The 22,070-nt window shown below is 50.9% G+C and carries 23 protein-coding genes and 1 other RNA gene; 20 read left to right on the top strand and 4 right to left on the bottom strand.

Annotated features, from left to right (window positions below):
• Window positions 1-6 precede the first annotated feature (6 nt).
• The 5 genes from rpoD (at window position 7) to rnpB (ending at window position 4,513) form a co-directional block, all read left to right on the top strand.
• The gene (gene rpoD, locus IEY46_RS15550) at window positions 7-1,134 is read left to right on the top strand and encodes an RNA polymerase sigma factor RpoD (RefSeq protein ID WP_188992885.1); all 1,128 of its coding nucleotides are present in this window, start codon (window positions 7-9) and stop codon (window positions 1,132-1,134) included.
• Between the two features lie 126 nt (window positions 1,135-1,260).
• Window positions 1,261-2,088, top strand: a complete 828-nt coding sequence (locus IEY46_RS15545) for an NfeD family protein (protein WP_188992884.1) — start codon at window positions 1,261-1,263, stop codon at window positions 2,086-2,088.
• A 1-nt stretch (window position 2,089) separates the two neighbouring features.
• Complete coding sequence (locus IEY46_RS15540) at window positions 2,090-2,881, top strand: tRNA (adenine(22)-N(1))-methyltransferase (protein ID WP_188992883.1); 792 nt, start codon at window positions 2,090-2,092, stop codon at window positions 2,879-2,881.
• The gene (locus IEY46_RS15535; RefSeq protein WP_188992882.1) at window positions 2,848-3,969 is read left to right on the top strand and encodes a Nif3-like dinuclear metal center hexameric protein; all 1,122 of its coding nucleotides are present in this window, start codon (window positions 2,848-2,850) and stop codon (window positions 3,967-3,969) included. Before IEY46_RS15540 ends, IEY46_RS15535 begins: the two co-directional genes overlap by 34 nt.
• 96 nt (window positions 3,970-4,065) lie before the next feature.
• An RNA gene (rnpB, locus tag IEY46_RS15530) (RNase P RNA component class A) lies at window positions 4,066-4,513 on the top strand.
• A 129-nt stretch (window positions 4,514-4,642) separates the two neighbouring features.
• Here rnpB and IEY46_RS15525 read toward each other — a convergent pair.
• Window positions 4,643-6,517, bottom strand: coding sequence for a S8 family peptidase (locus IEY46_RS15525; RefSeq protein ID WP_188992881.1), 1,875 nt, complete (start codon window positions 6,515-6,517; stop codon window positions 4,643-4,645).
• Between the two features lie 191 nt (window positions 6,518-6,708).
• On the opposite strand from IEY46_RS15525, the gene IEY46_RS15520 reads away from it, so the two are divergent.
• The 6 genes from IEY46_RS15520 (at window position 6,709) to thiI (ending at window position 11,312) form a co-directional block, all read left to right on the top strand.
• Entirely contained in the window at window positions 6,709-7,209 is a 501-nt protein-coding gene (locus IEY46_RS15520) for a YpuI family protein (protein ID WP_188992880.1), read from the top strand.
• 53 nt (window positions 7,210-7,262) lie between these two features.
• The gene (locus IEY46_RS15515) at window positions 7,263-7,472 is read left to right on the top strand and encodes a DUF1540 domain-containing protein (RefSeq protein ID WP_188992879.1); all 210 of its coding nucleotides are present in this window, start codon (window positions 7,263-7,265) and stop codon (window positions 7,470-7,472) included.
• An 8-nt stretch (window positions 7,473-7,480) separates the two neighbouring features.
• Window positions 7,481-7,957 carry a DUF4190 domain-containing protein gene (locus IEY46_RS15510; protein WP_188992878.1) on the top strand — a complete coding sequence of 159 codons (477 nt, stop codon included), beginning with the start codon at window positions 7,481-7,483 and terminating at the stop codon, window positions 7,955-7,957.
• Window positions 7,958-8,099: 142 nt separating this feature from the next.
• Window positions 8,100-8,810 (top strand): lytic transglycosylase domain-containing protein, encoded by a 711-nt coding sequence (locus tag IEY46_RS15505; RefSeq protein WP_188992877.1) that lies wholly within the window; start codon window positions 8,100-8,102, stop codon window positions 8,808-8,810.
• Between the two features lie 121 nt (window positions 8,811-8,931).
• A complete protein-coding gene (locus tag IEY46_RS15500; protein ID WP_188992876.1) occupies window positions 8,932-10,095 on the top strand; it encodes a cysteine desulfurase family protein in 1,164 nt (387 codons plus the stop codon).
• On the top strand, window positions 10,092-11,312 hold the full coding sequence (gene thiI, locus IEY46_RS15495; RefSeq protein WP_188992875.1) for a tRNA uracil 4-sulfurtransferase ThiI: 1,221 nt from the start codon (window positions 10,092-10,094) through the stop codon (window positions 11,310-11,312). The genes IEY46_RS15500 and thiI overlap by 4 nt, the downstream gene beginning before the upstream one ends.
• Before the next feature lie 19 nt (window positions 11,313-11,331).
• Here thiI and IEY46_RS15490 read toward each other — a convergent pair whose 3' ends face one another.
• Entirely contained in the window at window positions 11,332-12,036 is a 705-nt protein-coding gene (locus tag IEY46_RS15490; RefSeq protein WP_188992874.1) for a TerC family protein, read from the bottom strand.
• A 158-nt stretch (window positions 12,037-12,194) separates the two neighbouring features.
• On the opposite strand from IEY46_RS15490, the gene IEY46_RS15485 reads away from it, so the two are divergent.
• From IEY46_RS15485 to IEY46_RS15455, 7 genes are all read left to right on the top strand, one after another.
• Window positions 12,195-12,854, top strand: coding sequence for a TerC family protein (locus IEY46_RS15485; RefSeq protein ID WP_188992873.1), 660 nt, complete (start codon window positions 12,195-12,197; stop codon window positions 12,852-12,854).
• Between the two features lie 108 nt (window positions 12,855-12,962).
• On the top strand, window positions 12,963-13,445 hold the full coding sequence (locus IEY46_RS15480) for a hypothetical protein (RefSeq protein WP_188992872.1): 483 nt from the start codon (window positions 12,963-12,965) through the stop codon (window positions 13,443-13,445).
• A gap of 70 nt (window positions 13,446-13,515) precedes the next feature.
• Window positions 13,516-15,357: a translational GTPase TypA gene (gene typA / locus IEY46_RS15475; RefSeq protein ID WP_188992871.1), complete on the top strand. Its 1,842-nt coding sequence runs from the start codon at window positions 13,516-13,518 to the stop codon at window positions 15,355-15,357.
• A gap of 126 nt (window positions 15,358-15,483) precedes the next feature.
• A complete protein-coding gene (locus IEY46_RS15470) occupies window positions 15,484-15,798 on the top strand; it encodes a YlaH-like family protein (protein ID WP_188992870.1) in 315 nt (104 codons plus the stop codon).
• Between the two features lie 49 nt (window positions 15,799-15,847).
• Window positions 15,848-16,120, top strand: a complete 273-nt coding sequence (locus IEY46_RS15465) for a hypothetical protein (RefSeq protein WP_188992869.1) — start codon at window positions 15,848-15,850, stop codon at window positions 16,118-16,120.
• Between the two features lie 15 nt (window positions 16,121-16,135).
• Window positions 16,136-17,185 (top strand): LCP family protein, encoded by a 1,050-nt coding sequence (locus tag IEY46_RS15460; protein ID WP_188992868.1) that lies wholly within the window; start codon window positions 16,136-16,138, stop codon window positions 17,183-17,185.
• An 82-nt stretch (window positions 17,186-17,267) separates the two neighbouring features.
• Entirely contained in the window at window positions 17,268-17,720 is a 453-nt protein-coding gene (locus IEY46_RS15455; protein WP_188992867.1) for a pyridoxamine 5'-phosphate oxidase family protein, read from the top strand.
• A gap of 28 nt (window positions 17,721-17,748) precedes the next feature.
• Here the strand turns inward: IEY46_RS15455 and IEY46_RS15450 are convergent, their stop codons facing one another.
• Window positions 17,749-18,306, bottom strand: coding sequence for a YhcN/YlaJ family sporulation lipoprotein (locus tag IEY46_RS15450; RefSeq protein ID WP_188992866.1), 558 nt, complete (start codon window positions 18,304-18,306; stop codon window positions 17,749-17,751).
• Window positions 18,307-18,421: 115 nt separating this feature from the next.
• On the opposite strand from IEY46_RS15450, the gene IEY46_RS15445 reads away from it, so the two are divergent.
• A complete protein-coding gene (locus tag IEY46_RS15445) occupies window positions 18,422-19,753 on the top strand; it encodes a PhoH family protein (RefSeq protein WP_188992865.1) in 1,332 nt (443 codons plus the stop codon).
• A 49-nt stretch (window positions 19,754-19,802) separates the two neighbouring features.
• On the opposite strand, the gene IEY46_RS15440 is transcribed toward IEY46_RS15445, so the two are convergent.
• Window positions 19,803-20,294, bottom strand: coding sequence for a hypothetical protein (locus tag IEY46_RS15440; protein ID WP_188992864.1), 492 nt, complete (start codon window positions 20,292-20,294; stop codon window positions 19,803-19,805).
• Between the two features lie 132 nt (window positions 20,295-20,426).
• Between IEY46_RS15440 and IEY46_RS15435 the strand changes: the two genes are divergently transcribed.
• Complete coding sequence (locus IEY46_RS15435) at window positions 20,427-21,701, top strand: extracellular solute-binding protein (protein ID WP_188992863.1); 1,275 nt, start codon at window positions 20,427-20,429, stop codon at window positions 21,699-21,701.
• Window positions 21,702-22,070 lie beyond the last annotated feature (369 nt).

Here is a 22,070-nt window from a genome sequence, read left to right as displayed (position 1 = left end):
CGGAATATGGCGAATGATCAACATACTGAACTGGATATCGAACAGAAGCTGGAGATTGTCAAAGAGCAGCTGATTGAACACGGCAAGAAAAGATCCTCCTTAACCTACAAAGAGATCATGGAGAAGCTTTCGCCGTTTGATCAGGATCCGGAGCAAATTGATGAATTTTTCGAACAGCTCGATGATATCGGAATTGAAGTTTTAAATGAAAATGATGATCTCCCGACAAGCAGAGACAGGGAAGATCAGGAGAGAGAACCCGACGAATTCAATTTCGACGACGATTTGGCACTCCCGCCAGGAATTAAAATCAACGACCCCGTCCGGATGTATTTGAAAGAGATCGGACGAGTTCCGCTTTTATCCGCGGATGATGAGGTAGAGTTGGCCAAACGGATCGAGAACGGCGATGAGGAAGCGAAACGCCGTCTGGCTGAAGCCAATCTCCGGCTTGTGGTCAGTATTGCCAAGCGGTATGTGGGAAGAGGCATGTTATTTCTCGACCTGATCCAGGAAGGGAATATGGGATTGATTAAGGCAGTTGAGAAGTTTGATCATACCAAAGGCTACAAATTCAGTACGTATGCAACATGGTGGATTCGCCAAGCCATTACAAGGGCTATCGCCGATCAAGCGCGGACGATCCGGATTCCGGTTCATATGGTAGAAACGATTAATAAGCTGGTAAGAGTATCCCGGCAACTGCTGCAGGAGCTCGGGCGGGAGCCAAGTCCCGAAGAAATAGCAGCCGAAATGGATTTGAGTACAGAGAAGGTTCGGGAAATTATGAAAATAGCCCAGGAGCCGGTATCGCTGGAAACACCTATTGGTGAAGAAGACGATTCGCATCTCGGGGACTTCATTGAAGATCAGGAAGCTCTCGCTCCGGCGGATGCGGCTGCGTACGAATTGCTCAAGGAGCAGCTTGAAGATGTTCTCGATACCTTGACTGAACGCGAGGAGAATGTGCTGCGTCTGCGTTTTGGCCTGGATGACGGTCGAACCCGTACGCTTGAGGAAGTAGGCAAGGTGTTTGGCGTTACGCGCGAGCGGATACGTCAAATTGAAGCCAAAGCGCTGCGTAAGTTAAGACATCCAAGCCGCAGCAAGCGGTTGAAGGATTTTCTCGAATAAAGCTGAGGACCTTTCTGCTGCGGCAGCGAGGTCTTTTTTCTAAGAACTTCTTGCAGCATTTAATCCCATCATGATGTACCCGCTGAAGGTTTGGAAATATGCCGCCCGAAAGGAACGAGGGTCAACATGGAGCAGGACCGGCGCAAAACGATTATAAAAGAAATTGAGCACTGGCAGCGAAGCAAGCTGCTGCCGGAACAATATTGCGATTTTTTGCTTAATTTATATGTGGATGAAGGGGCGGTACGAGCGCCTTCGACGCTCACTGGTAAAGCGGCGCAGGCTGCTGCGAAAGCATCCTGGAAGATATGGTTCCTTGCTTTTGGAATTTTTTCCTTGATTTGTTTTGTTGTCCTTTATTTTAGCTTTTTTCATCCTCTATTGCAAATTGGCCTCGTCTTATCAACAGTCCTTGGATTTCTCTTTTTTGGACAACGCTACCGCCAGAAGAATGAATCTGCCGGTATTGGCTTGATCGGGGTTGGCATGCTGCTCATGCTTGGTGCTGGGATGTATATGCTTCAGCTGCATGAGCTGGAGGCTTGGGGCTGGAAAGCGGGGCTGCTTGCCCTATGTTCACTGGTGTGGATCGTTTTTGGCATCAGTGCCCGGATCCCTCTGCTCCATCTATGCGGCTGGATCGCCTCATTTCTTGTTTACGCCTGGGTGCTGTTCAATAATTTCAGTGCCCCCGAGTGGTATGAGATTCAGCTTTTTTGGCTTCCGGCGGCGTTTGTATTTGGCTGGTGCAGTTGGTTCTTTCACCGCTGGTCAAGGCCGGCATCGGCTGTGCTGTTTGCGGCTGGAGCGTTAATCTGGTTTATGCCGGAATTATACTCCGCTGTGTTTGCCAAGGATCAAATCTGGCTGCAGCTTCAGCTTATCATTAAAATCATTACCGGAGGTTTCCTTCTTTTCGGATTAAGAAAACAATGGATTGCGTGGGTTGCTTAATATGATAAAAATATCCAAACGGCTACAAACCATCGCTGATTTCGTGCGAGCGGGCGCACGGGCTGCCGATATCGGTTCAGACCATGCCCTGCTCCCGGTATATCTGGTGCAGAGCGGCAAATGCCCGACGGCTATTGCCGGCGAGCTGAATATCGGTCCTTTCCAGGCTGCCCGGAAGGGAGCCGCTGAAGCCGGTCTGACGGCATTGATCGATGTCCGGCAAGGAGACGGGCTCTCCGTCCTGTCCCCTGGAGAAGCGGATACGGTTATCCTTGCGGGCATGGGCGGGAGCCTGATGACCGACATTCTCGAAGCAGGCTGGGCCGCTGGCCGGTTAAACGGAGTCAGCGAGCTGGTGCTTCAGCCCAACGTCGGGGAGGATCATGTACGGCGCTGGCTTGTCAGCCGCGACTATGTACTCCAGGAAGAGACAATTATTGAGGAAGACGGACGTATCTATGAGGTGCTGCATGCGCTTGTCTGCGGGGATCAGCAGGAGGCACAGGCATGCAACAGCCGCTTGTACAATGTCTCATCACTCCCGCTGAAGATGCCTGATGCTTCCCGAAAGGAATGGCTGTTCCGGATGGGACCGTACCTGCTGCATAACGGCGAGGAGCTGCTGAGAAAGAAATGGCGCATGGAGCTTGATAAGCTGGAGCGCGTCCGGAGGCAGCTTTCCCTGTCGGCGCTTGATGAATCCAGAGATAAACAAGCAGTGCTTGCTGGCGAAATGCAGCAGATTGAGGAGGTGCTTGAATGTTTGCCCATGGTCAAACCGTCATACAAATAATGGAGCAGCTGGCTCCCAAACATTTAGCCATGGAGAACGATAAAATCGGTCTGCAGCTGGGTACGCTGCAGAAAGAAATAAGTAAGGTGCTGATTGCTCTTGATGTGACCGACAAGGTGGTCGATGAAGCGATCGCCCTTGGTGCAGAGCTGATTATTGCTCATCATGCCATTATATACAGACCGCTTGCGAAGCTGGATACTTCAACGCCGGCCGGGAAGCTGTACGAGAAGCTGATCAAGCATGATATTGCGGTTTACATTGCGCATACCAATCTCGATACAGCCGAAGGCGGGATCAATGACTGGATGGCCGATCTGGTCGGAATAGTCCGGGAGGGACGCGCGAGTCTGGAGGTTGTGCATACGGACAAGCTGTACAAGCTGGTCGTTTATGTGCCTGCACCGCATCAGGAAGCTGTTCAACAGGCGATTTGGAATGCCGGCGCGGGAGCAACGGGCAATTACAGCTGCTGCAGCTTCTCATCCGAAGGCACAGGTACATTCCTGCCTGGCGATCATGCAAAACCGTTTATCGGCAAGCAGGGGCAGCTGGAGCATGCCGCTGAAGTGAGGCTGGAGACAATCGTCCCCCAGAGTCTGCAGCGGAAAGTCGTCCAGGCGATGATAAAGGCACATCCCTATGAAGAGGTCGCATATGATCTGTTTCCGCTTGAGAATACGGGCACTTCCTACGGACTGGGCCGAGTCGGGAAGCTTCCGGAGCCGATCAAGCTGGGCGGACTCGCAGAGCTTGTTAAACAAGCATTTGACGTTCCGGCGGTTCGATTGGTAGGAGATCCGGATTCTGTTGTGCGTAAAGCCGCGGTCCTTGGCGGTTCGGGAGGCCGGTACGTAAAACACGCCCTTTTTGCCGGAGCGGATGTACTGATAACAGGCGATATCGACTACCATACAGCGCATGACGCGCTGGCAGCTGGCTTGTCCATTATTGATCCGGGTCATAATGTGGAGAAAATCATGAAGCCGCGGGTAGCGGATTGGCTAAGCGCGGAACTGGGCAAACGCAAATACCAAACCACAGCCATTGCGTCCGGCGAGGATACGGAACCGTTCCGCTTCATTTAACCGCTTCTTATGCGGCAGTTTGAATAATAAAGTAAATCTGGATGGCTTTCGACCTTGAGCTTTTGGCTGCTTCTTAGTATACTAGCTAGATGACGGAAAGTTTGACAGACAATCGCTGGCAGCTGTGAGGCTGCGAGAGGAAAGTCCGGGCTCCGAAGGGCAGAGATGCTGGATAACGTCCAGTCGGCGCGAGCCGAAGGAAAGTGCCACAGAAATGGACCGCCGATGGCTGGCTTCACAGTCAGCACAGGCAAGGGTGGAACCGTGGTGTAAGAGACCACGAGGACCGTTGGTGACAACGGTGCTGGTAAACCCCATCTGGAGCAAGACCGAGAGAACGCAGCAGATTTTGTTGGCATGCCGCCGCTTCTTGCGGCGGCATTGTCCTAGAAGCTGCACCCTTGCCCGGGGAGCGTTCGGGTTGGTTGCTTGAGCCGCTCAGCAATGAACGGCCTAGATAGATGATTGTCGCTTCGATAGTGGGAGGGTCGTTCCCGTTCGGACCACCGGAAGCACAGAACCCGGCTTACGGCAAGCTTTCCGCAACGATTTTAAGTACAGTCAACGGGGCGCATGCTCCTAAAAAAACTGTTCCTTTTGCCGCTCTTTTTGAGGAGCGCAGAAGGAACAGTTTTTTGTTTGCGGGGAAGTTTTGTTTTCAATTTTTCGGCGCTTACTTTTTGGCTGCCGTTAATTCCGCTGCATATTTATTTTTGATTTTCGCCAGCCGCTGCTCCACCTGTTTTTGGAACTGCTGCAGCGACATATTCGATTGGCTGGCCATCTCCAGAGCGCGGGCAATATCGATTTGCCCATAGCCGAAATAAATGTCTTTTCCTTTATCGCCCATATCGGTTGCCGATTTGCGCATCAGATCCATCACCTCAATATTGGTCAGGTCGGGATTGATGGAACGGATCAGACCTGCCAGGGCGGCAACATGGGGACACGCCATCGAGGTACCCGATAACGCGGCATACTGGCTGCCAGGGTAGGTGCTGGCGATACTGGCTCCCGGAGCAGCGGCATCAATATAGTCGCCATAATTGGAGAATGACGACCTTGACCCGTCGGCATCGGTGGATGCCACGCCGAACACTTCCGGGTAAGCTGCCGGATATCCGGGACGGTCGGTATTATCATTTCCGCTTGCTGCGATCAGCACGACATCGTGGTCATAAGCATATTTAATGGCGTCGTGAAGAAATTCCGCCTCGGCATAGTTGCCCAGACTCATATTGATGACTTTGGCTCCATTGTCCGTCGCCCAAATAATACCCTGTGCGACTGTATAGGTAGAGCCTGCGCCGCTGGAATCGAGAACCTTAACAGGCAGCAGCTTATTGTACCAGGAGAGGCCCGCTACGCCTTCGCCGTTATTGACATTGGCGGCAATGATGCCTGCCACATGCGTTCCGTGACCGACATCGTCATCCGGGGCGTCATTCTCGCTGACCAGGTTAATCCCGGTGACCGTTTTACCCTTTAAGTCGGGATGTCCGGCCTGAACTCCGGTGTCAAGCACGGCTACCAGAACCTGGTCGCTGCCTTTGGTGAGATTCCAGCCTTTCTCCGTTTCAATGGTCGGCAAATTCCACTGGTATTCCGAATAGAGTGCATCATTAGGGATAATTGGGGAATTATCGGCCACATCGTTGGTCATATACAAATAATGTGGTTCCACATACTCAATATGCCAATTGTTTTTAAAATAGGCCATCATGCTATCGGCATCCATTTTTTTGGAGCGGAAAATATAGGTTCGGGTAAGCTTGCGCATGGATATCGCTCCAATATCCTGCTTCATCCGCTCCAGCTGATCTATTGAGGGCGGCTGTTGGAATTTCACTACGACCTCATTAATATGGTAATGGCTGGCGTTGCCGTTGTCTTCTCCGTTTTCGACTGTAATATCGGTTGTTGTGTTGGGGAGTACGGACTCGATTTTATATTGGCCCTCAGCGGGGTAAGGCACAATTCGCAAGTTGCGCTTCTGATGGCGTTCCACCTGCGTAATGAGATCCTGAAGGATAACGCCGATAATGCCATCGCCTTTCTTCCGTTTGTCCGGAACAGCCACCAGGGCGTAACGGTGTCCTTGCAGCTTAAGCGAGGTGGAGGTATAAGCTTCTCCCCGGCTCAAACTTGCTTTGGCGGAAGCCATATGATGCTGGAGCTCCTTATTGTCATCCTTCGGTTTTTTGCCCCTGGTGGATGCTATGCCCTCATGCATCCAAACCAGATAAACCATTTGCTTGTGTTTTTGCATCATTTCGTCCAAATGCTTTTTATTGGGATTGCCGTTTGAAGATTGGATCATCTTATGAAGATTCCTGGAGCATTCCGTTGTGCATAAAAGTGCTGTTGCTGTCATATCCCGGTTTATCGTTTTCATCTTTATCGAATGCTCCTGCGAAGCCGCTGCCGATTTCATCGGAGCAGCGCTTTTTCCCGGCTGTTGTTTAGTCGTGCCGAACCAGGGGGAGAAGGGAATTAATAATGCCGCAGCGGCAAGCGCGGCGAACCATCCGATCCATTTGCGTTGCATAGATAAGGCTGCCTCCTTCATTTGCAGTTCATTTCGGGGCACATCGAACCTGCATGCCTTTAGAGTTCGGTGAAGGGGTTAAAAATATACGGGGGCAAGTACAAACGACAGTACCATCCGTATGCGTTTTGTGGTACGATGTTGATGGTTTAAGTATTTTGTTTTGAAGAACGAAAGGGGATCTACCGATCATGCCATCGACAAATGTGAAATCGCTGAGCGAATCGACAAGGGACAAGTTAAAACATGCCATCGGCCAATTGGAGTCTTTTTTAAACCAGCATGCGCTTCCACAGCTTTTAACGGAAGATCAGGATAACGAAGCGGAGCTTTTCTATAAAGGATTGCTGTCGGACTTGCGGCATTTGCTTGTTTTTTCGGAAGTCGCTTACGAGAAGCTTGGAGTCGCTCTCAGACGTCCGAATTTTGATGACGATTTCGCCGCTCGAATTCTTTATGAAGTGTATCATCAGTGCGTGAATGCCTTTTTCTATCCCAAAAACGAATGTTATTCCGAAGATGGACGTTATGCATACACAGGCCAGGATGCAATCCGGTTCCGCAAAAAACCGATCCGTGTGGCTCGTGAAACCGTATTGTCCGTATCGAAGATATATGAAGAGCTTCGTGACGATCTGTCCTATTACGAAAGTGATTACATGACGCAGCGTCGTATGCAAGGACAAAAATAAGGCAGGCATAACACACCCCCGGTGCGGGCAAATTGATACCGGGGGTGATTTTTATGCCGAAAGGCGTCAGCTGCAGCGTTGCAAACTGTTCCTTCTGGGGACAAGGCAATCAATGCAATGCCGATCAAATCATGATCGATATCGACAGTCATGCACACATGGATTACAAGAGCGAATTTGCCGGAGACCTTCAGGAAAACCATAAGGATTCCGCTGTTGAATCGGGATCCACCTGCTGCCACACATTCAAACCAAAGGAGTGAGGCTACTGATGGATCAGCGTACAGAGCATGAACCGAAGGATGCCGGTCAAAACCCTCACTCTGATGGGACTGACCATCGTCCGTATAATGAAGAAGTATCTGCTGAGCTGGCTCTGCCGATAAGCCGTAAGGAACGGGTAGAGAATGAAACGAAGGCAGACCATCATCCGTATAATGAAGAAATGTCTGCGGAGCTGGCTGCACCTGTAGGCCGTCTGGAGCGGACAGAGAATCAAACGAAGGTGCACCAGGCAGTAGAGGAAACAACTGAAGCGGGGCGCGCCGCGGGCTGGGCAGCTCTGGTCTTGTCTTTGCTATCCTGGTTTGTATGGCCTTTGCTTCTGGGAGCCACTGGTGCCGTCGTTGGATTTATTGCGTACCGGCAAGGCGCAAAAAGCCTTGGTTTATGGTCGATGGTACTCGGTCTGATTTCTTTTCTGGCCTATTTGGTAATTATACCCATCTATTTCATGGTCACCCGATAAGCTGAACCTTTACCGGCGGGAGAAATCCTGCCGTTTTTTTGCGTATAGGACTATTATCATACTGGCGGTTCAGGGCAAAAGCATGTAAAATAGATGCAAAAGCTGTCATTTCATGCAATGCACTACCTACTGGAGGCCCTTGATGAGCATTGATCCTCGAATTATGAAAACTTTGCTTCAATTGCAGTTGATGCCCAGTCTGGATTTGACCGGCAGCAGCGGTCAGAATATCTTGTCCTCTGGAAGCGGGGATAGCACCTCTCTTTTTGGCACCTTGTTGTCCCAGATGTTGTCCGGAAGCGCTGATGCCTTTGCGGATACAAATCTGGGAGCCATAACCGGGGATATGACTGCCGTTTCCTCCCTATTCAAACAGCCGCTGCCTTTTTATAAAGAAAGTGATTCGTCATCAACCGTTCAACAGCCAACCGCATTTGATACCTTAATTAAAGAAGCCTCTTCCAAATACGGGGTTGATTCTTCTTTGATTAGAGCTGTGATTGATACGGAATCTTCCTTTGACCCAAACTCCGTATCCAGCGCTGGCGCGAAAGGGCTCATGCAGCTGATGGACGGAACTGCCCGTGGACTGGGAGTCAGTGATTCGTTCGATCCCAGGGAGAATATTGAAGGCGGCACCCGGTATCTTGCTTATTTGCTGAACAAATACGGGGGCAGCGAGCAGGTTGCATTGGCCGCATATAACGCAGGTCCGGGCCGTGTTGATCGTGCCGGTATCCATAGCGATGCGGATTTTGCCGCAAAGATTGGATCCCTGCCTACTGAGACCCAGCGTTATGTGGGCAAGGTTCAGAAGGCTTTGGGACAATATAATACTTCCTCTGTATATTAAAAGGATGTTATTTCGTCAAGAATGTATAGGATCGCGGGAGAATGCCGGGGCGAAGGAATTCGCTGGCCGGATTCAATCGTTGATCTTTTTATTTTGGCCATGAAAGAGAGGAAGAGGGAAGATGTTTTATTTTGATCATTGCGCTTCCACGCCTCCTCACGAGGAAGTGATCCGTACGCTTACCGAGGTGATGGCAAAACATTATGCGAACCCTTCGTCGCTGCACCGGGGCGGTATGGAAGCCCGCCATCTTCTGGAGCGTTCCCGGGGCGCAATAGCCGGCCTGTTCGGGACGCAAGCCAAGGATTGGATATTTACGTCAGGCGGGACCGAGAGCAATAATCTTGCCTTACTTGGCGCAGCCAGGGCGAATGTGCATAAAGGAAAACATATTATTACGACTGCCATCGAGCATCCTTCCGTGTATGAAGCGTGCTTGCAGCTCCAGCAGGAAGGATTCAAGCTCAGCTTTCTCCCTGTATCACGCAGCGGTGCCGTCAGCATTGCAGATGTGGAAGCTCAACTTACAGCAGAAACCACACTCGTCAGCATTATGCATGTCAATAACGAGGTCGGTTCCATTCAGCCGGTTGGCGAAATCGGGCGTATGCTCAAAAAAAGACAGCGGCCGGTGCTTTTTCATGTGGATGGCGTTCAAAGCGTCGGCAAGCTGCCAATTGACCTGATTGGAAGCGGCATCGATCTGTTCAGTGCTTCCGCGCACAAGATAAGAGGACCAAGGGGAGTGGGACTGTTATACCGGAGAAACGGGATCAAGCTTGCGGCTCTTATGGCTGGCGGCGGCCAGGAATTTGGTCTTCGTTCCGGGACGGAAAATGTGGCGGCTATTGTCGCATCGGCCAAAGCGTTCAGGCTGGCAATGGAAAGCCAGCCTGAACGCTACCAGCGGATGAGGGCGCTCAGAGCCCGTCTTGTCGCCGGGATCGCACAGATCCCCGAGCTTGTACTGAACGGGGGAGAGGCTGATGAAATGGCGCCCCATATTGTGAGCTTCTCGTATCCGGGCATGAAGCCGGAAGTTCTTATCCATTTATTAGAGAAGCACCGCGTGGCGGCATCCACCAAATCGGCCTGCTCTTCCAAAGACAACAGGCCAAGCCGTGTGCTCGAGGCGATGGGTGTCGGACAGGCGCGCGCTTCGAGCGGAATTCGCGTGAGCTTTGGCGACGAGCACGGGAATGCCGAACTGGAATGGCTTTGCAGCATGCTGCAAAAAACCGTAGACAAGCTGAAGCCGCTTGAAAGGAAGGATATTCGATCATGATACCAGATTTGATTCTGATTCGCTTCGGGGAACATACCATTAAAGGACGAAACCGGGGCCAATTTGAGAAACGCATGATCCAGCAGATTAGAACCGTTCTTGCGCCGTATTCCAGTGCATCGATAAGCCGCAGCTATGGACGAATTTACATTACGTTAAATGGAGAGCCTTATGCGCCCATTGCCGGGCGTTTAAAGGATATATTTGGCATCGGCTCATTCAGCCCGGTGAAACGGGCAGACAACATGCTTGAAGCCATACAGGCGGTTTCGCTTGAGGTGATGCTGGGGCTTCCCGCTGAACCCGCAACCTTCAAGGTGTCGGTACGCCGTGTGGAGAAATCGTTTCCTCATGATTCCCAGCAGATGAATCATCTGGTAGGGGCGCATGTACTGCGGGCTATGCCCGGCTTGAAGGTGAATGTAAGGGAGCCGCAAGTGGAACTGCGAGTGGAAATCCAGCCTGAGGGCACCTATATATTCAGTGAAGTCATCGAGGCTGCGGGAGGTTATCCGTTTGCCACCAATGGAAAAGCGATGCTGCTGCTGTCTGGCGGCATTGACAGTCCGGTCGCAGGCTATTTGTCGATGCGCAAAGGTCTTGAGATTGAAGCCGTCCATTTTTACAGCTACCCCTTCACAAGCGAGCAGGCAAAAGATAAGGTAATCGAGCTGACAAGAACGCTAGCCCAGTACAGCGGGTCCCCGATCAAGCTGCATCTCATCCCGTTTACCGATATTCAAACGGCTCTGGCACAGGCTAAACAGGATAATCTGATCATTACGCTGATGCGCCGCTCCATGCTTCGCATTACACAGCAGCTCGCCGAAGAGGCGGTGGCGCTTGGCGTAGTCACGGGTGACAGTCTGGGTCAGGTCGCCAGCCAGACGCTGAGCAGCATGAATGTGATCGGGCGAAGCATGGAGCTTCCTCTGCTTCGTCCGCTTATCATGATGGACAAGGATGACATTATCCGGGTTGCGAAGCGGATCGGTACCTATGAAACATCGATTCTTCCCTATGAAGATTGCTGCACGCTGTTTCTGCCGAAATCGCCAAGCACCAATCCCAATTTGAACGTCGTGCGCAAGGTGGAATCCTTTGTGCCGGAGCTTGAAGAGATGGAGGCCCGAGCGGTCGCAGGCAAGCAAACTATGGAAATTGCTCCGGAATACAAGCTTGGGGCGCAGGCTTCGGGCGAAGACAGCTGGTTCTGATAAAAAAAGCAGGGTCCCGTCAAGAAAGGGTTCCCCTGCTTTTTTCGTTAGCCGCTCTGCGGCTTCTGGCGGTATTTCTCCAAAGTCCTGCGACGATAATCACAACCACGACAAGGATCAGAAAGGACCATTCGAACAAGCGGCTGCTGGCAAAAAGTTGGTCGATTTTGGGTTCATGGGTGATCATTTTCGCGGCGGTGTAGGCAAGTACGCCAGAGCCGAGATAAATGATCCACGGGAACCGCTCGATTATTTTGATAAACAAGGTGCTGCCCCATACAACAACGGGAATACTGATGAGAAGACCGAGTATAACGAGAGTAATATTGCCATGCGCTGCGCCTGCAACGGCAATGACATTATCAATACCCATAGCGGCATCGGCGATAATGATCGTGCGTATGGATTGCCAAAGATTATTTCCCGCCTTAATGTCCTCATGGCTGTTCTCATCCACCAGCAGCTTGTACGCAATCCATAGGAGCAGGATACCGCCTGTCAGCATCAGCCATGGAATATCAAGCAGATATACAACCAGTATCGTGGCAAGTGCTCGGATCCCCACCGCGCCTACCGTACCCCAAATAACGGCCTTTTTCTGTTGGATTTTAGGAAGCTTGCGGGCGGCCAATCCAATTACAATCGCGTTGTCTCCTGCAAGAATGAGGTCGATAAATACAATGGTAATCAAGGCCGAAAGAAATTCAAGCGAAAAAAAATCCATCCATTAATCTCTCCTTTCAAATGCCTCTACCAGTTTTTAGTATATACGCTCCATTTTTACGATTAATTCTATTTATTTTTTAGACATACGCCTACCTCCCCGGACATACCTTTCAGAGAGGACAAATGTTGGGAAGGGTTGGGGGGAAGCCTATTTAAATGGACAGCCTGTTGATCTTTATCCAGATCATGTTCATTAATGTGCTGTTAAGCGGCGACAATGCGGTCGTCATCGCATTGGCCAGTCAGCAGCTGCCTCCACAGCAGCGGCGCAAGGCAGTTTGGTGGGGAGCTTTTGCAGCCATCGCTTTGAGATGTCTGCTGACGCTTGTAGCGATCACGCTGCTGCAAATTCCTTATCTTCAAGCTGCAGGGGCTTTACTGCTGTTTTTGATTGCCGTCAAGCTGATTAGCGATGCGGCGTCTCCTTTGACGGAAAATCATCATGTACACAAGACGAGCTCGCTTGCAGGAGCGATCCGTACGATTGTGGTTGCCGATTTTATCATGAGTCTGGATAATGTGCTTGCGATAGCCGCCGTTGCCGAGGGCGAGCCTGTTATGATTATGCTCGGAATCGCGCTTAGTATACCGATCATTATTTGGGGGAGCCAGCTGCTGGGCAAACTGCTCAAACGATATCCGGTGCTTGTTTATGCGGGAGGGGGTCTGCTTGGTTACGCGGCAGGCGAAATGCTTGTCCATGATCCGGGACTTGCCGGAATTTGGCTGCATAACGATCCTGTCTGGCAGCAAGCAATCCCTATTTTATGCGTTCCTTTTGCCATAATTGTGGCGCTGCTACGTCTGAAAAGATGAGGCAGTGTTTTTTTTATGTGTATTTTGGTGTATTGCACTGGTTTTTTGGCTTCCATTCCAGTACACTATAGTAATGATAAAAAGTGTCGAGAGAAAGGAACTTTGGGCATGTCGAAAAATCAATACACCGTCGGTTTTCTTTTTTTATTCGCCGGCGTTGTAATTCTGCTCGGAAAGCTTGGCCTTTTTGCGTTTATCGGGACAAACTTCTGGCCTCTTTTCGTGTTGATTCCAGGCATATTGCTGCACGTGCTGTTTTTCGGCAGATTGCTTCCCACATTTGTACTTGTGCCTGGGGCGATTTTGTCGATAAGCGCCTTGATTTTTTTCTTTTGTATTGCATTCGGATGGGACAATATGCAGTACTTATGGCCCCTGTTTATTTTAGGGGCTGCGGTCGGATTGTACGAATTCCATCTGTTTGAAATGACTCATCCCAAATTTCCATTGACGCTGGCTATTACGCTGGCGCTGATTGCGGTATCCTTCTTCGTAATCATGGCTTTCTGGGGCTGGGGGTTATATATTGTTGCGGCAGGTCTTATTGCGATCGGTGCCTGGCTGGTGGCCGGGAGAAAGACCCGCTGGTAAGTGCGCGATGACGGTGAACGGCAAGACTAAAGAAAGAAATTAATCTAAACAAAGTGGAGTGGTACTGAACATGCAAGACAGAAAAAATTTACGGAACATCGCGATTATTGCACACGTAGACCATGGTAAAACGACGCTTGTCGACAAATTGCTTCAACAGTCCGGCACATTCCGGGATAATGAAGCTATTCAAGAACGGGCGATGGACTCCAATGATTTGGAACGGGAACGCGGAATTACGATCCTCGCCAAGAATACGGCGATCAACTACAAGGATTATTTGATTAACATCATGGATACGCCTGGTCATGCTGATTTCGGCGGCGAAGTGGAACGGATTATGAAAATGGTTGATGGCGTTCTGCTTGTGGTCGATGCCTTTGAGGGCTGTATGCCGCAAACCAAATTCGTTCTGCGCAAAGCGCTTGAAAGCCAGTTGACGCCGATTGTCGTTCTGAACAAAATCGACCGTCCCAACGCAAGCCCTTCGGATGTCGTAGACGAAGTACTGGACCTGTTTATAGAGCTGGGCGCCAATGACGAGCAGCTTGACTTTCCGGTTGTGTATGCATCGGCCTTGATGGGGACCTCCAGTTTGAATGTGGAGAAACAAGACGATAACATGCAGGCCTTGTATGAAACGATTATCGACCGTATTCCTTCACCTACAGAAAGCATTGACGAGTCGCTTCAATTCCTCGTCACGCTTCTGGATTACAATGAATACATGGGTCGTATCGCAGTCGGCCGCGTCAACCGCGGAAAGATCCGTCAGGGCCAATCGGTCGCTGTAATCAACCGTGAAGGCGTTGTGAAGCAGGCGCGGATCGAGAAGCTGTTCGGCTTCCAGGGCTTGAAGCGTATTGAAGTGGAGGAAGCAGGCGCTGGCGATATCGTTGCGATTGCCGGTATCCGCGAGATTAATATCGGTGAAACCATTGCCGATCCTGCCAATCCTGAAGCATTGCCGGTTCTGAAGATCGACGAGCCTACGCTGCAAATGACCTTCCTCGTCAACAACAGCCCGTTTGCGGGTCGTGAAGGCAAATGGGTAACTTCGCGTAAATTGCGCGAGCGTTTGTTCAAGGAGCTGGAGACCGACGTTGCGCTGCGCGTCGATGAGACGGATAGCCCGGATGCGTTTATCGTATCGGGCCGCGGAGAGCTTCACTTGAGCATCCTGATTGAAACCATGCGCCGTGAAGGTTTTGAAATGCAGGTATCCAAGCCTGAAGTTATCGTGAAGGAAATCGATGGCAAGAAGATGGAGCCATACGAGCGCCTGTTGATTGACGTACCGGAAGAAAGCACGGGATCGGTCATGGAAAGCCTTGGAACGCGCAAAGCGGAGATGGTCAACATGATTAATAACGGAACCGGGCAGGTTCGTCTGGAATTTATTATTCCGGCGCGCGGTCTGATCGGTTACCGTACGAACTTCCTGACATTAACGCGCGGGTATGGGATTTTGAACCATGCGTTTGATAAATATGGGGACTTTGTCGGCACAAACGTAGGCGGACGTCACCAGGGGGTTCTCGTTGCCAGTGAGAATGGCGTTTCCACCTTCTATGGTATGTTTGGGGTTGAAGACCGCGGTTTGCTGTTCCTTGAGCCGGGGGTTGAAATCTATGAAGGCATGATCGTTGGCGAGCATAATCGCGACAGCGATATTATCGTCAACATCTGTAAAGAAAAGCAGCTCAACAATATCCGTACCGCCTCCAAGGATGATACGGTCCGCTTGAAAACACCGGTATTGTTCTCGCTGGAGCAGGCACTGGAATATTTGAATGACGATGAATATTGCGAAATAACGCCGAAATCCATTCGTCTGCGCAAAAAATTATTAAACAAGAGCGAACGCGAACGTGCTGATAAGCAGCGCAAAACAGCACAATCGGGCGTCTAGGTCCGTGGATGTTCTGCTCATGAGCTCTTAACAGGCAGGGTGGACGGACCGGTTATTGGTTCGAATACCCTGCCGTTTTTAGTTCGCAACTATAGGATGATGATGAAGAAGGAGGAGGCGAAAAAGATGCAGAACTGGTTTCACAGCCATCCGGTCATAACGTACCTTATCATTTTGTGTCTGGTCATCTATATCTTTAATTCGGTGTTTCGCGTTCAGCGTCTGCCGATCGTCAAAGAAATTCTCGTCCACCTGGTAATGGCTATCGGGGCATTTGTACTGACGATATTCCAGATTGACAAGCTGCCGATTATTCAATGTATGTCGGTTGCGGTAATCATGATGCTAATGCTGCGCGGACGGCAGCTGTACGATAAGTTGAAAGGGAAAGGCACACAAGCGGATCCCCCGGCGGATGCTGGCAATAAGCAGACTCCATAAAGGCAACGCGATACCGATTCCCCTGAAGGAATGGGAGGTTCAGCTACGCATGCGATTTGAAGATGCTTTGTTTAATTGGCTGCAAATTCAGCTTGTTGCGGAAGGAAGACCAGATGATGGCGCAGCAGCCGATACCCGAGACTTTTTTTTGCAGATTTTGACGGAAGACCACCATGTTACGGATATCGTTATCGAGAAGACGGATGATTCCATGATTCATGTTCGTTACCGGAAAGAAGGAAGCAGTAAAATTCAAATGATCCCTCGTGAAGCGGGTGAACAGCTGCTGAATGACATCAACGAGAACCCGAAATATAATTGATTGAAGGTGGAAACGATGAGCAAATCCTCTTTGCCGCCGAGATCGTCTTCGCGAGGCTCAAGGAAAGCGGACGAGCCCAAATCTGGCAGCACAAAAAAAACCAAGAAGCGCGGCCGTATAATGCGTCGTATTATGATCGTCATTTTGCTCGCGTTGGTAGCGGTCGCCGGATATCTGTATTGGCTTTATAAAGATACGCTCGGCAGCATCACAACGGATGCAGAGCCCGGAATTGAGGTCCCTGCTGAGGAATCGGTCAAAGTGAAGCCGGTCACCTTCATGCTGCTTGGTTTTGATACAAGAGAAGCGACGGGAAGCCTCAACACGGATGTAATGATGATTGCTTCCTTCAATCCCACCAGCAAATCGGCGACCGTGGTTTCCATTCCCCGGGACTCGCAGATTAATGTTGACGGCTATAAGATCCGGAAGGCGAACGGCTATTATGCGGCATTTCTGTCCAGTGCCAAGAAGGAAGGCCTTGCCCAAAAAGAAGCGGAGAAAAAAGCGAAGCAGGGAATGCGCAAGATGTTCGGCGAGTTTCTAGGCATTCCGATCGACTACACGGCGACGATCAACTTCAAAGGATTTGCCGATGTGGTGGATGCGCTGGGTGGAGTTGAGGTCGACGTGGATATCGATATGCGTTATGTGGATAAAGCGGACGGCACGAACATAAACTTGTCTAAGGGCGTGCAGGTGCTGGACGGCAAGAAAGCCCTGGATTTCGTGCGATACCGCAAATCCAATAACGGCAAAAATATGTCCAGCGATTTTGAGCGCAACCAAAGGCAAAGCCTGGTCTTGGGTGAGATCGCGGATAAAATGAAGTCTTTCTCCGGTGTAACCCGGATCGGAGGGGTAATCAAAGCGGTAGGCAACAATATGCGTATGGATGTTCCTTCGAACGAAGTAGAGAACATGATGACGACGTATTTTGGAATCGGCCGCAGCGATATTGAGTTTATCCCGCTTGAGGGTGAGTGGAGGAGTCCATATGTTCATTTGAACGATGCGAAGCTGGCTGAAGCCAAAGCGGCATTGGAGGCAAAACTGGCGGAATGACGGGTGGTATGAGCATTCATCGCTATGTTATAATGGACATATACGCAATATCATCATCATCACCCCGAAGGAGGTTATGCGGATGACCGAAACCGTTACGGCACTCTCTGAATCCATGTACAATCATCTGCAAAAGGAACCCTTCGTATTGCTGCATACCATTGACGCGGATACCGGTTCGCCGACATCCAGCGCGGTTTCATGGATTTATGCAGCCGATTACTCCACATTGCGGTTTGCCATAGACGGCAGATCCAGACTGGCTGCGAATATGCGGGCCAAGGCAGAGGTGAGCGTTACGGTCTTCATATCCGGCAGCGTTCAAACGGTTTACGGCACTGCCCGCCTGGTAGCTGAAGCGCTGGATGAAGTCCCGTTCAAGCTGGTCTGCTTCGATATTGAAATTATGCACATCCGTGATGCGATGTTCTACGGGTCACGCTTGTCCGTTATGCCGGAGTATGAGAAAACCTATGATAAGCGAGCTGCGGACAAATTGGATATACAGGTGTTTAACGCCATGAAAAAAGCCTAGCGCAACATGTACTAGGCTTTTTGTGTCTTTATTTGGACCGATGCGGCTGACGGTTCTGCGAAGCTTGATTTGTACGTTGGGGTTCCTCGTTCGGCTGCTGGATATCACGCGGCAGCTGTGGCACGATACGACCGATAATATCGGACATCTCCTCGGCAAATCCCTGCAGAGGCCGCCCTTGTTTAATGTCCGCACCCATTTGTTTCAAACGGCTGGAGATATCCATATCTGCGGTTACAACGGCATCGATACCGTACGGATCTTTCCGGAACGCTTCGGCCACCGCATATTTGATCGTCCCGACGCGGGAGCGGTCAAGATCCCCGGCAACATCGATTCCGACTACGGCCGTATTTTGAAACACGACGCAGTGGGCACCATCAACGCCTGGAACACGATTAGCCAAGGATTCCAGATGGGCAGCGACTTCCTTTGGACTGTTGATGGGTTCCTTGCGGGGCGTGGTCTGCTGCACACGGACACCTTTATTATTCTGTGGAGAGGGTGATGTCTCATTGCGAGCGACGGTGCCACAGCCTGTTGCAAGCAAGCAAAGGATCACAGCCGATGCCAGCCACTTACTCATTATCGCCACCTGACCTTTCTTAGTCACGCTTTCATCTGTTCGAGCATAGTTTGCCCAAATCAGGTGTCGCTATGTATGCCTTGGGTACGGAATTTCAACGCCAGGAGGGCTCACGATGAAAAAAATATTCGTGTTAGATACGAATGTGCTGCTGCATGACCCACAAGCATTTTTCGCATTTGATGACAATGAAGTGATTATCCCCGCGGTGGTGTTGGAAGAAATAGATTCGAAAAAAAGACTGGCGGACGAATTGGGGCGAAATGCCCGTTCCGTTTCCAGAATCCTTGACCAAATGCGTGAAAAGGGCCGGCTGCATGAGGGGATAAGGCTTGATAACGGAGGGCTTCTGAAGGTGGAGCTGAATCACCGCAGCTTCCTCCGCGTGCAGGAAATGTTCGGGGAAATGTCCAACGACAACCGCATCCTGGCGGTGGCTCTGAATTATCATCTGGAAGAGGAAAACAAAGAGAAGAAGAGAGCGGTTGTGATCGTCAGCAAGGATGTGCTGGTCCGGATCAAAGCGGATGTGCTGGGGCTCGCCGCGCAGGACTATCTGTCCGATCGTGTAGTGTCGCCTTCGGAGGAATATGCGGGTTATCTTACACTTTTTGTCCATCCCAGCGTTATTGACGAGTTCTACACCTATCGTTTTTTGACCATTAAGAACCTGCAGCTTGGCACCAGGCTTCACCCCAATGAATTTGTCATTCTCCGCGATGAGATGGGCACTTCCAAATCCGCGCTGCTAAAGGTCACGCAGGATGGGGTACGCCTTGAGCCGCTTTATCTGAGCAACGATCCGGTTTGGGGGATTACGGCGCGCAACGCCCAGCAGCGGATGGCGCTTGAACTTCTGCTGTGCGATGATATTCCGCTGGTGACGCTGACCGGGAAGGCCGGGACCGGCAAAACCCTGCTGGCTTTGGCGGCCGGGCTCATGAAGGTGGAGGACGAACATAAATACAAGAAGCTGCTGATTGCAAGGCCCGTCGTGCCTATGGGCAAGGATATTGGATATTTGCCGGGTGAGAAGGAAGAGAAGCTGCGTCCGTGGATGCAGCCCATCTACGATAATCTTGAGTTTCTGTTCGACACGAAGAAGTCCGGCGATATCGACAAAATATTAATGGGGCTCGGAAGTATTCAGGTGGAAGCATTGACCTATATCCGCGGCCGTTCGATTCCCGGTCAATTCATCATCATCGATGAAGCCCAGAATCTGACGAGACATGAGGTCAAAACGATCGTTTCCCGTGTGGGGGAAGGCAGCAAGATTGTCCTGATGGGAGATCCCGAGCAGATTGACCATCCCTATCTGGATTCAATAAGCAATGGACTGACTCATATTGTGGAACGATTCAAGCAGGAGAATATAAGCGGCCATATGACCCTGGAGAAAGGCGAACGCTCCAAGCTGGCCCAACTGGCTGCCGATCTCCTGTAAAGCCTCTGCAGGGCAGCAGGGTGCTCCAAAAGAACAGTGGAACCATAATTTACAGCAGGAGCTCTGCCTGGCAGCGGTATGCTCTGGCAATACCTGCAATCAACTCAGTTTGTTCACGGTCGACAGCCAGCAGCTGTCGGCCGTCTTTATTTTGCCGGGCCACGCTGTGTTCCTCGCATTGCTCTAGCGCTTGTCCGAGCTCCGAGCTCTCACCAGCGGCAGCTATTTCCATAATAGCGGATAGACCCAGATCCAGATATCGGCTGCCGGAGCGGCTCTGAATGCCATAATCTCCGAATTTCCGCTCATCAAGAAGCCACTGCTGATCAAGCCCAGCCCATAACCCACGGTCCGTTTCTACGCGGTAATGACGGACAAATGCTTCAATGGCTTCAGCTTCGGCTTCACTGGATACAAACAGAACGGTTTTGTCCCTGTCCAGCAGGGTGACGATGTTGGCTATGCCTTTTACGATTTGCGCATAAAAACCGGGCAGCTTGCCTTCCGGCAGGTGAAGTTCAACGCTGTGGACAATTTTCATCAGTGGCAGTCTCCTCCATACTAAGCGAATGGCATATAATCAACAGGCGACAACGAAGCGCTTTCTTGCTAAACTATAGGTAGTATAAGGTTTGGTTCGAGTTGAAGTCAAAGCTGATTGAGGGTGGGAGAAGTGTCTCGCAGGAAACAGGTTGTGTTGTTGCTGGGCATATGCACAATATGCGCAGCGCTGCTCGTTCCGATGCTTGGCAAGACAGGAACGTCCAAAACGGTTTCCGGCGGATTGCCGTCCGAGCAGCAGCCTTTAACGATTGATAATGGGAGCGAGGATGTGGCGACTATCCGCATAGCCGTCTCCATGAATGAAGAGGAGTTCGATTATTGGCAGACCGGCAACGAACAATTTGAAGCCCGGTTTCCGCAAATCAAAGTCGCATGGACGAATTTCCCCGAGCCGGATGCTTATGCCAAGTGGAAGGATACGGCTCACAGCGGTGAGCCTTTTGATATATTGCTGCTGGACAGCAATCGTGTCCGGGAGTTTGCGGTGCAGGGCTATTTGCTTCCCGCCGATGATATTTTTACCGGGGATTCGCTGGCGGATCAATTGGAAGCGTTAACAGATTTACTGAAATGGAATGGTTCCATGTGGGGTGTTCCTCTGGACTGCGACCCCATGCTCGTCATTTGGCAGAATGAGCTGTTGAAGCAGGCGGGTCTCAGCGAGCCGCCGGAGCGATGGACATCGTTTGTGAAAGGATTCGCAACCCTTCAGGCTGCTTCGCCTGCGGTTGGCCCCGTGAATCTGGAGCTGTCCGACCCCAGGCAGGTAGTGGCCTGGCTGGGGCTATTCAAGCCCAATGCGCAGACAGCGGCTAACCTGCAGCCTTTGAACAATGAAATGAAAGACCAGCTCCTCTTCCTGGACATGTTCAGCAAAACGCTCACAGAAGAAGGGCGAGTGAAGGGGGACTCAGCAGCAGCTAAATTCCAATCGGGCAAGCTGTTGTCAGCGGTTATGCCCTGGTCGGAATACCGGACTATGATCCTTTCCGGCAAAGGGGACTTCAGTGTAGCACGACACAGCCCCTTGTCCTGGACAGGGGGCAGGAGCTTTGCCCTGTCGGCGCAGTCTCTGTGGCCGGAGCAGGCGCGCTTATGGATGAACGAAATGGTTATTAAAGGCTCTAATCTGGACCGTTATGAGAAATTCGGCATGCTGCCTGTCAGAAAATCTGTTTATGGAGTGGAATTCGAGTCGGATAATTTAGAGAGCAAACCGCCGTATTGGGTCCTAGGTTTATTCAAGAACAAAGCCTTTATGCCTGATCCAGCCTGGTCCGGGCGCTGGGAGAAGTGGAACAGCCTCTGGAATGCGGCGGCGCAGCAGCCTGCTCAAGAATTGGACATGGAACGGATCATCCGGGATTGGAATGGTTCGTCATGACAGGCTGCTTTTTTGATATATTGGCCTAAGTTCGCCCCTAAATCGGAAAGTTCCCCACTTTTGCGCACCCGATCTGACGAGTGTTCCTTCGTGAAAGGAAGAGGAACTTACTTATCAAGTAAACTTTCATATTCAAGTAAGATTGCTCATCGTGAAATAAGCTTTCTCCTCGAACAAAAAGCAAAACGCGTCTTTTGGGCAATAACGTTATGAAGGACGAAGTCAGGTGGCACGGGAGCAGAGAAAAGGTAGTGTGTCCGTAGGACGAAAACGATCCAAGCACGAAAGGTAACTCACAACCGATTCTCTGCAGTCGTAAGCGTTATTGCATTTCCGGGAGTCCAGAGGGGCGGCCCCCTCTGGGGTCCC

This window comes from Paenibacillus nasutitermitis, from assembly GCF_014641075.1.
Classification (GTDB): Bacteria; Bacillota; Bacilli; order Paenibacillales; family Paenibacillaceae; genus Paenibacillus_Z; species Paenibacillus_Z nasutitermitis.
The sequence above is the reverse complement of the archived record's forward strand: the minus strand, read 5'-3'. Positions and strand labels throughout refer to the sequence as shown.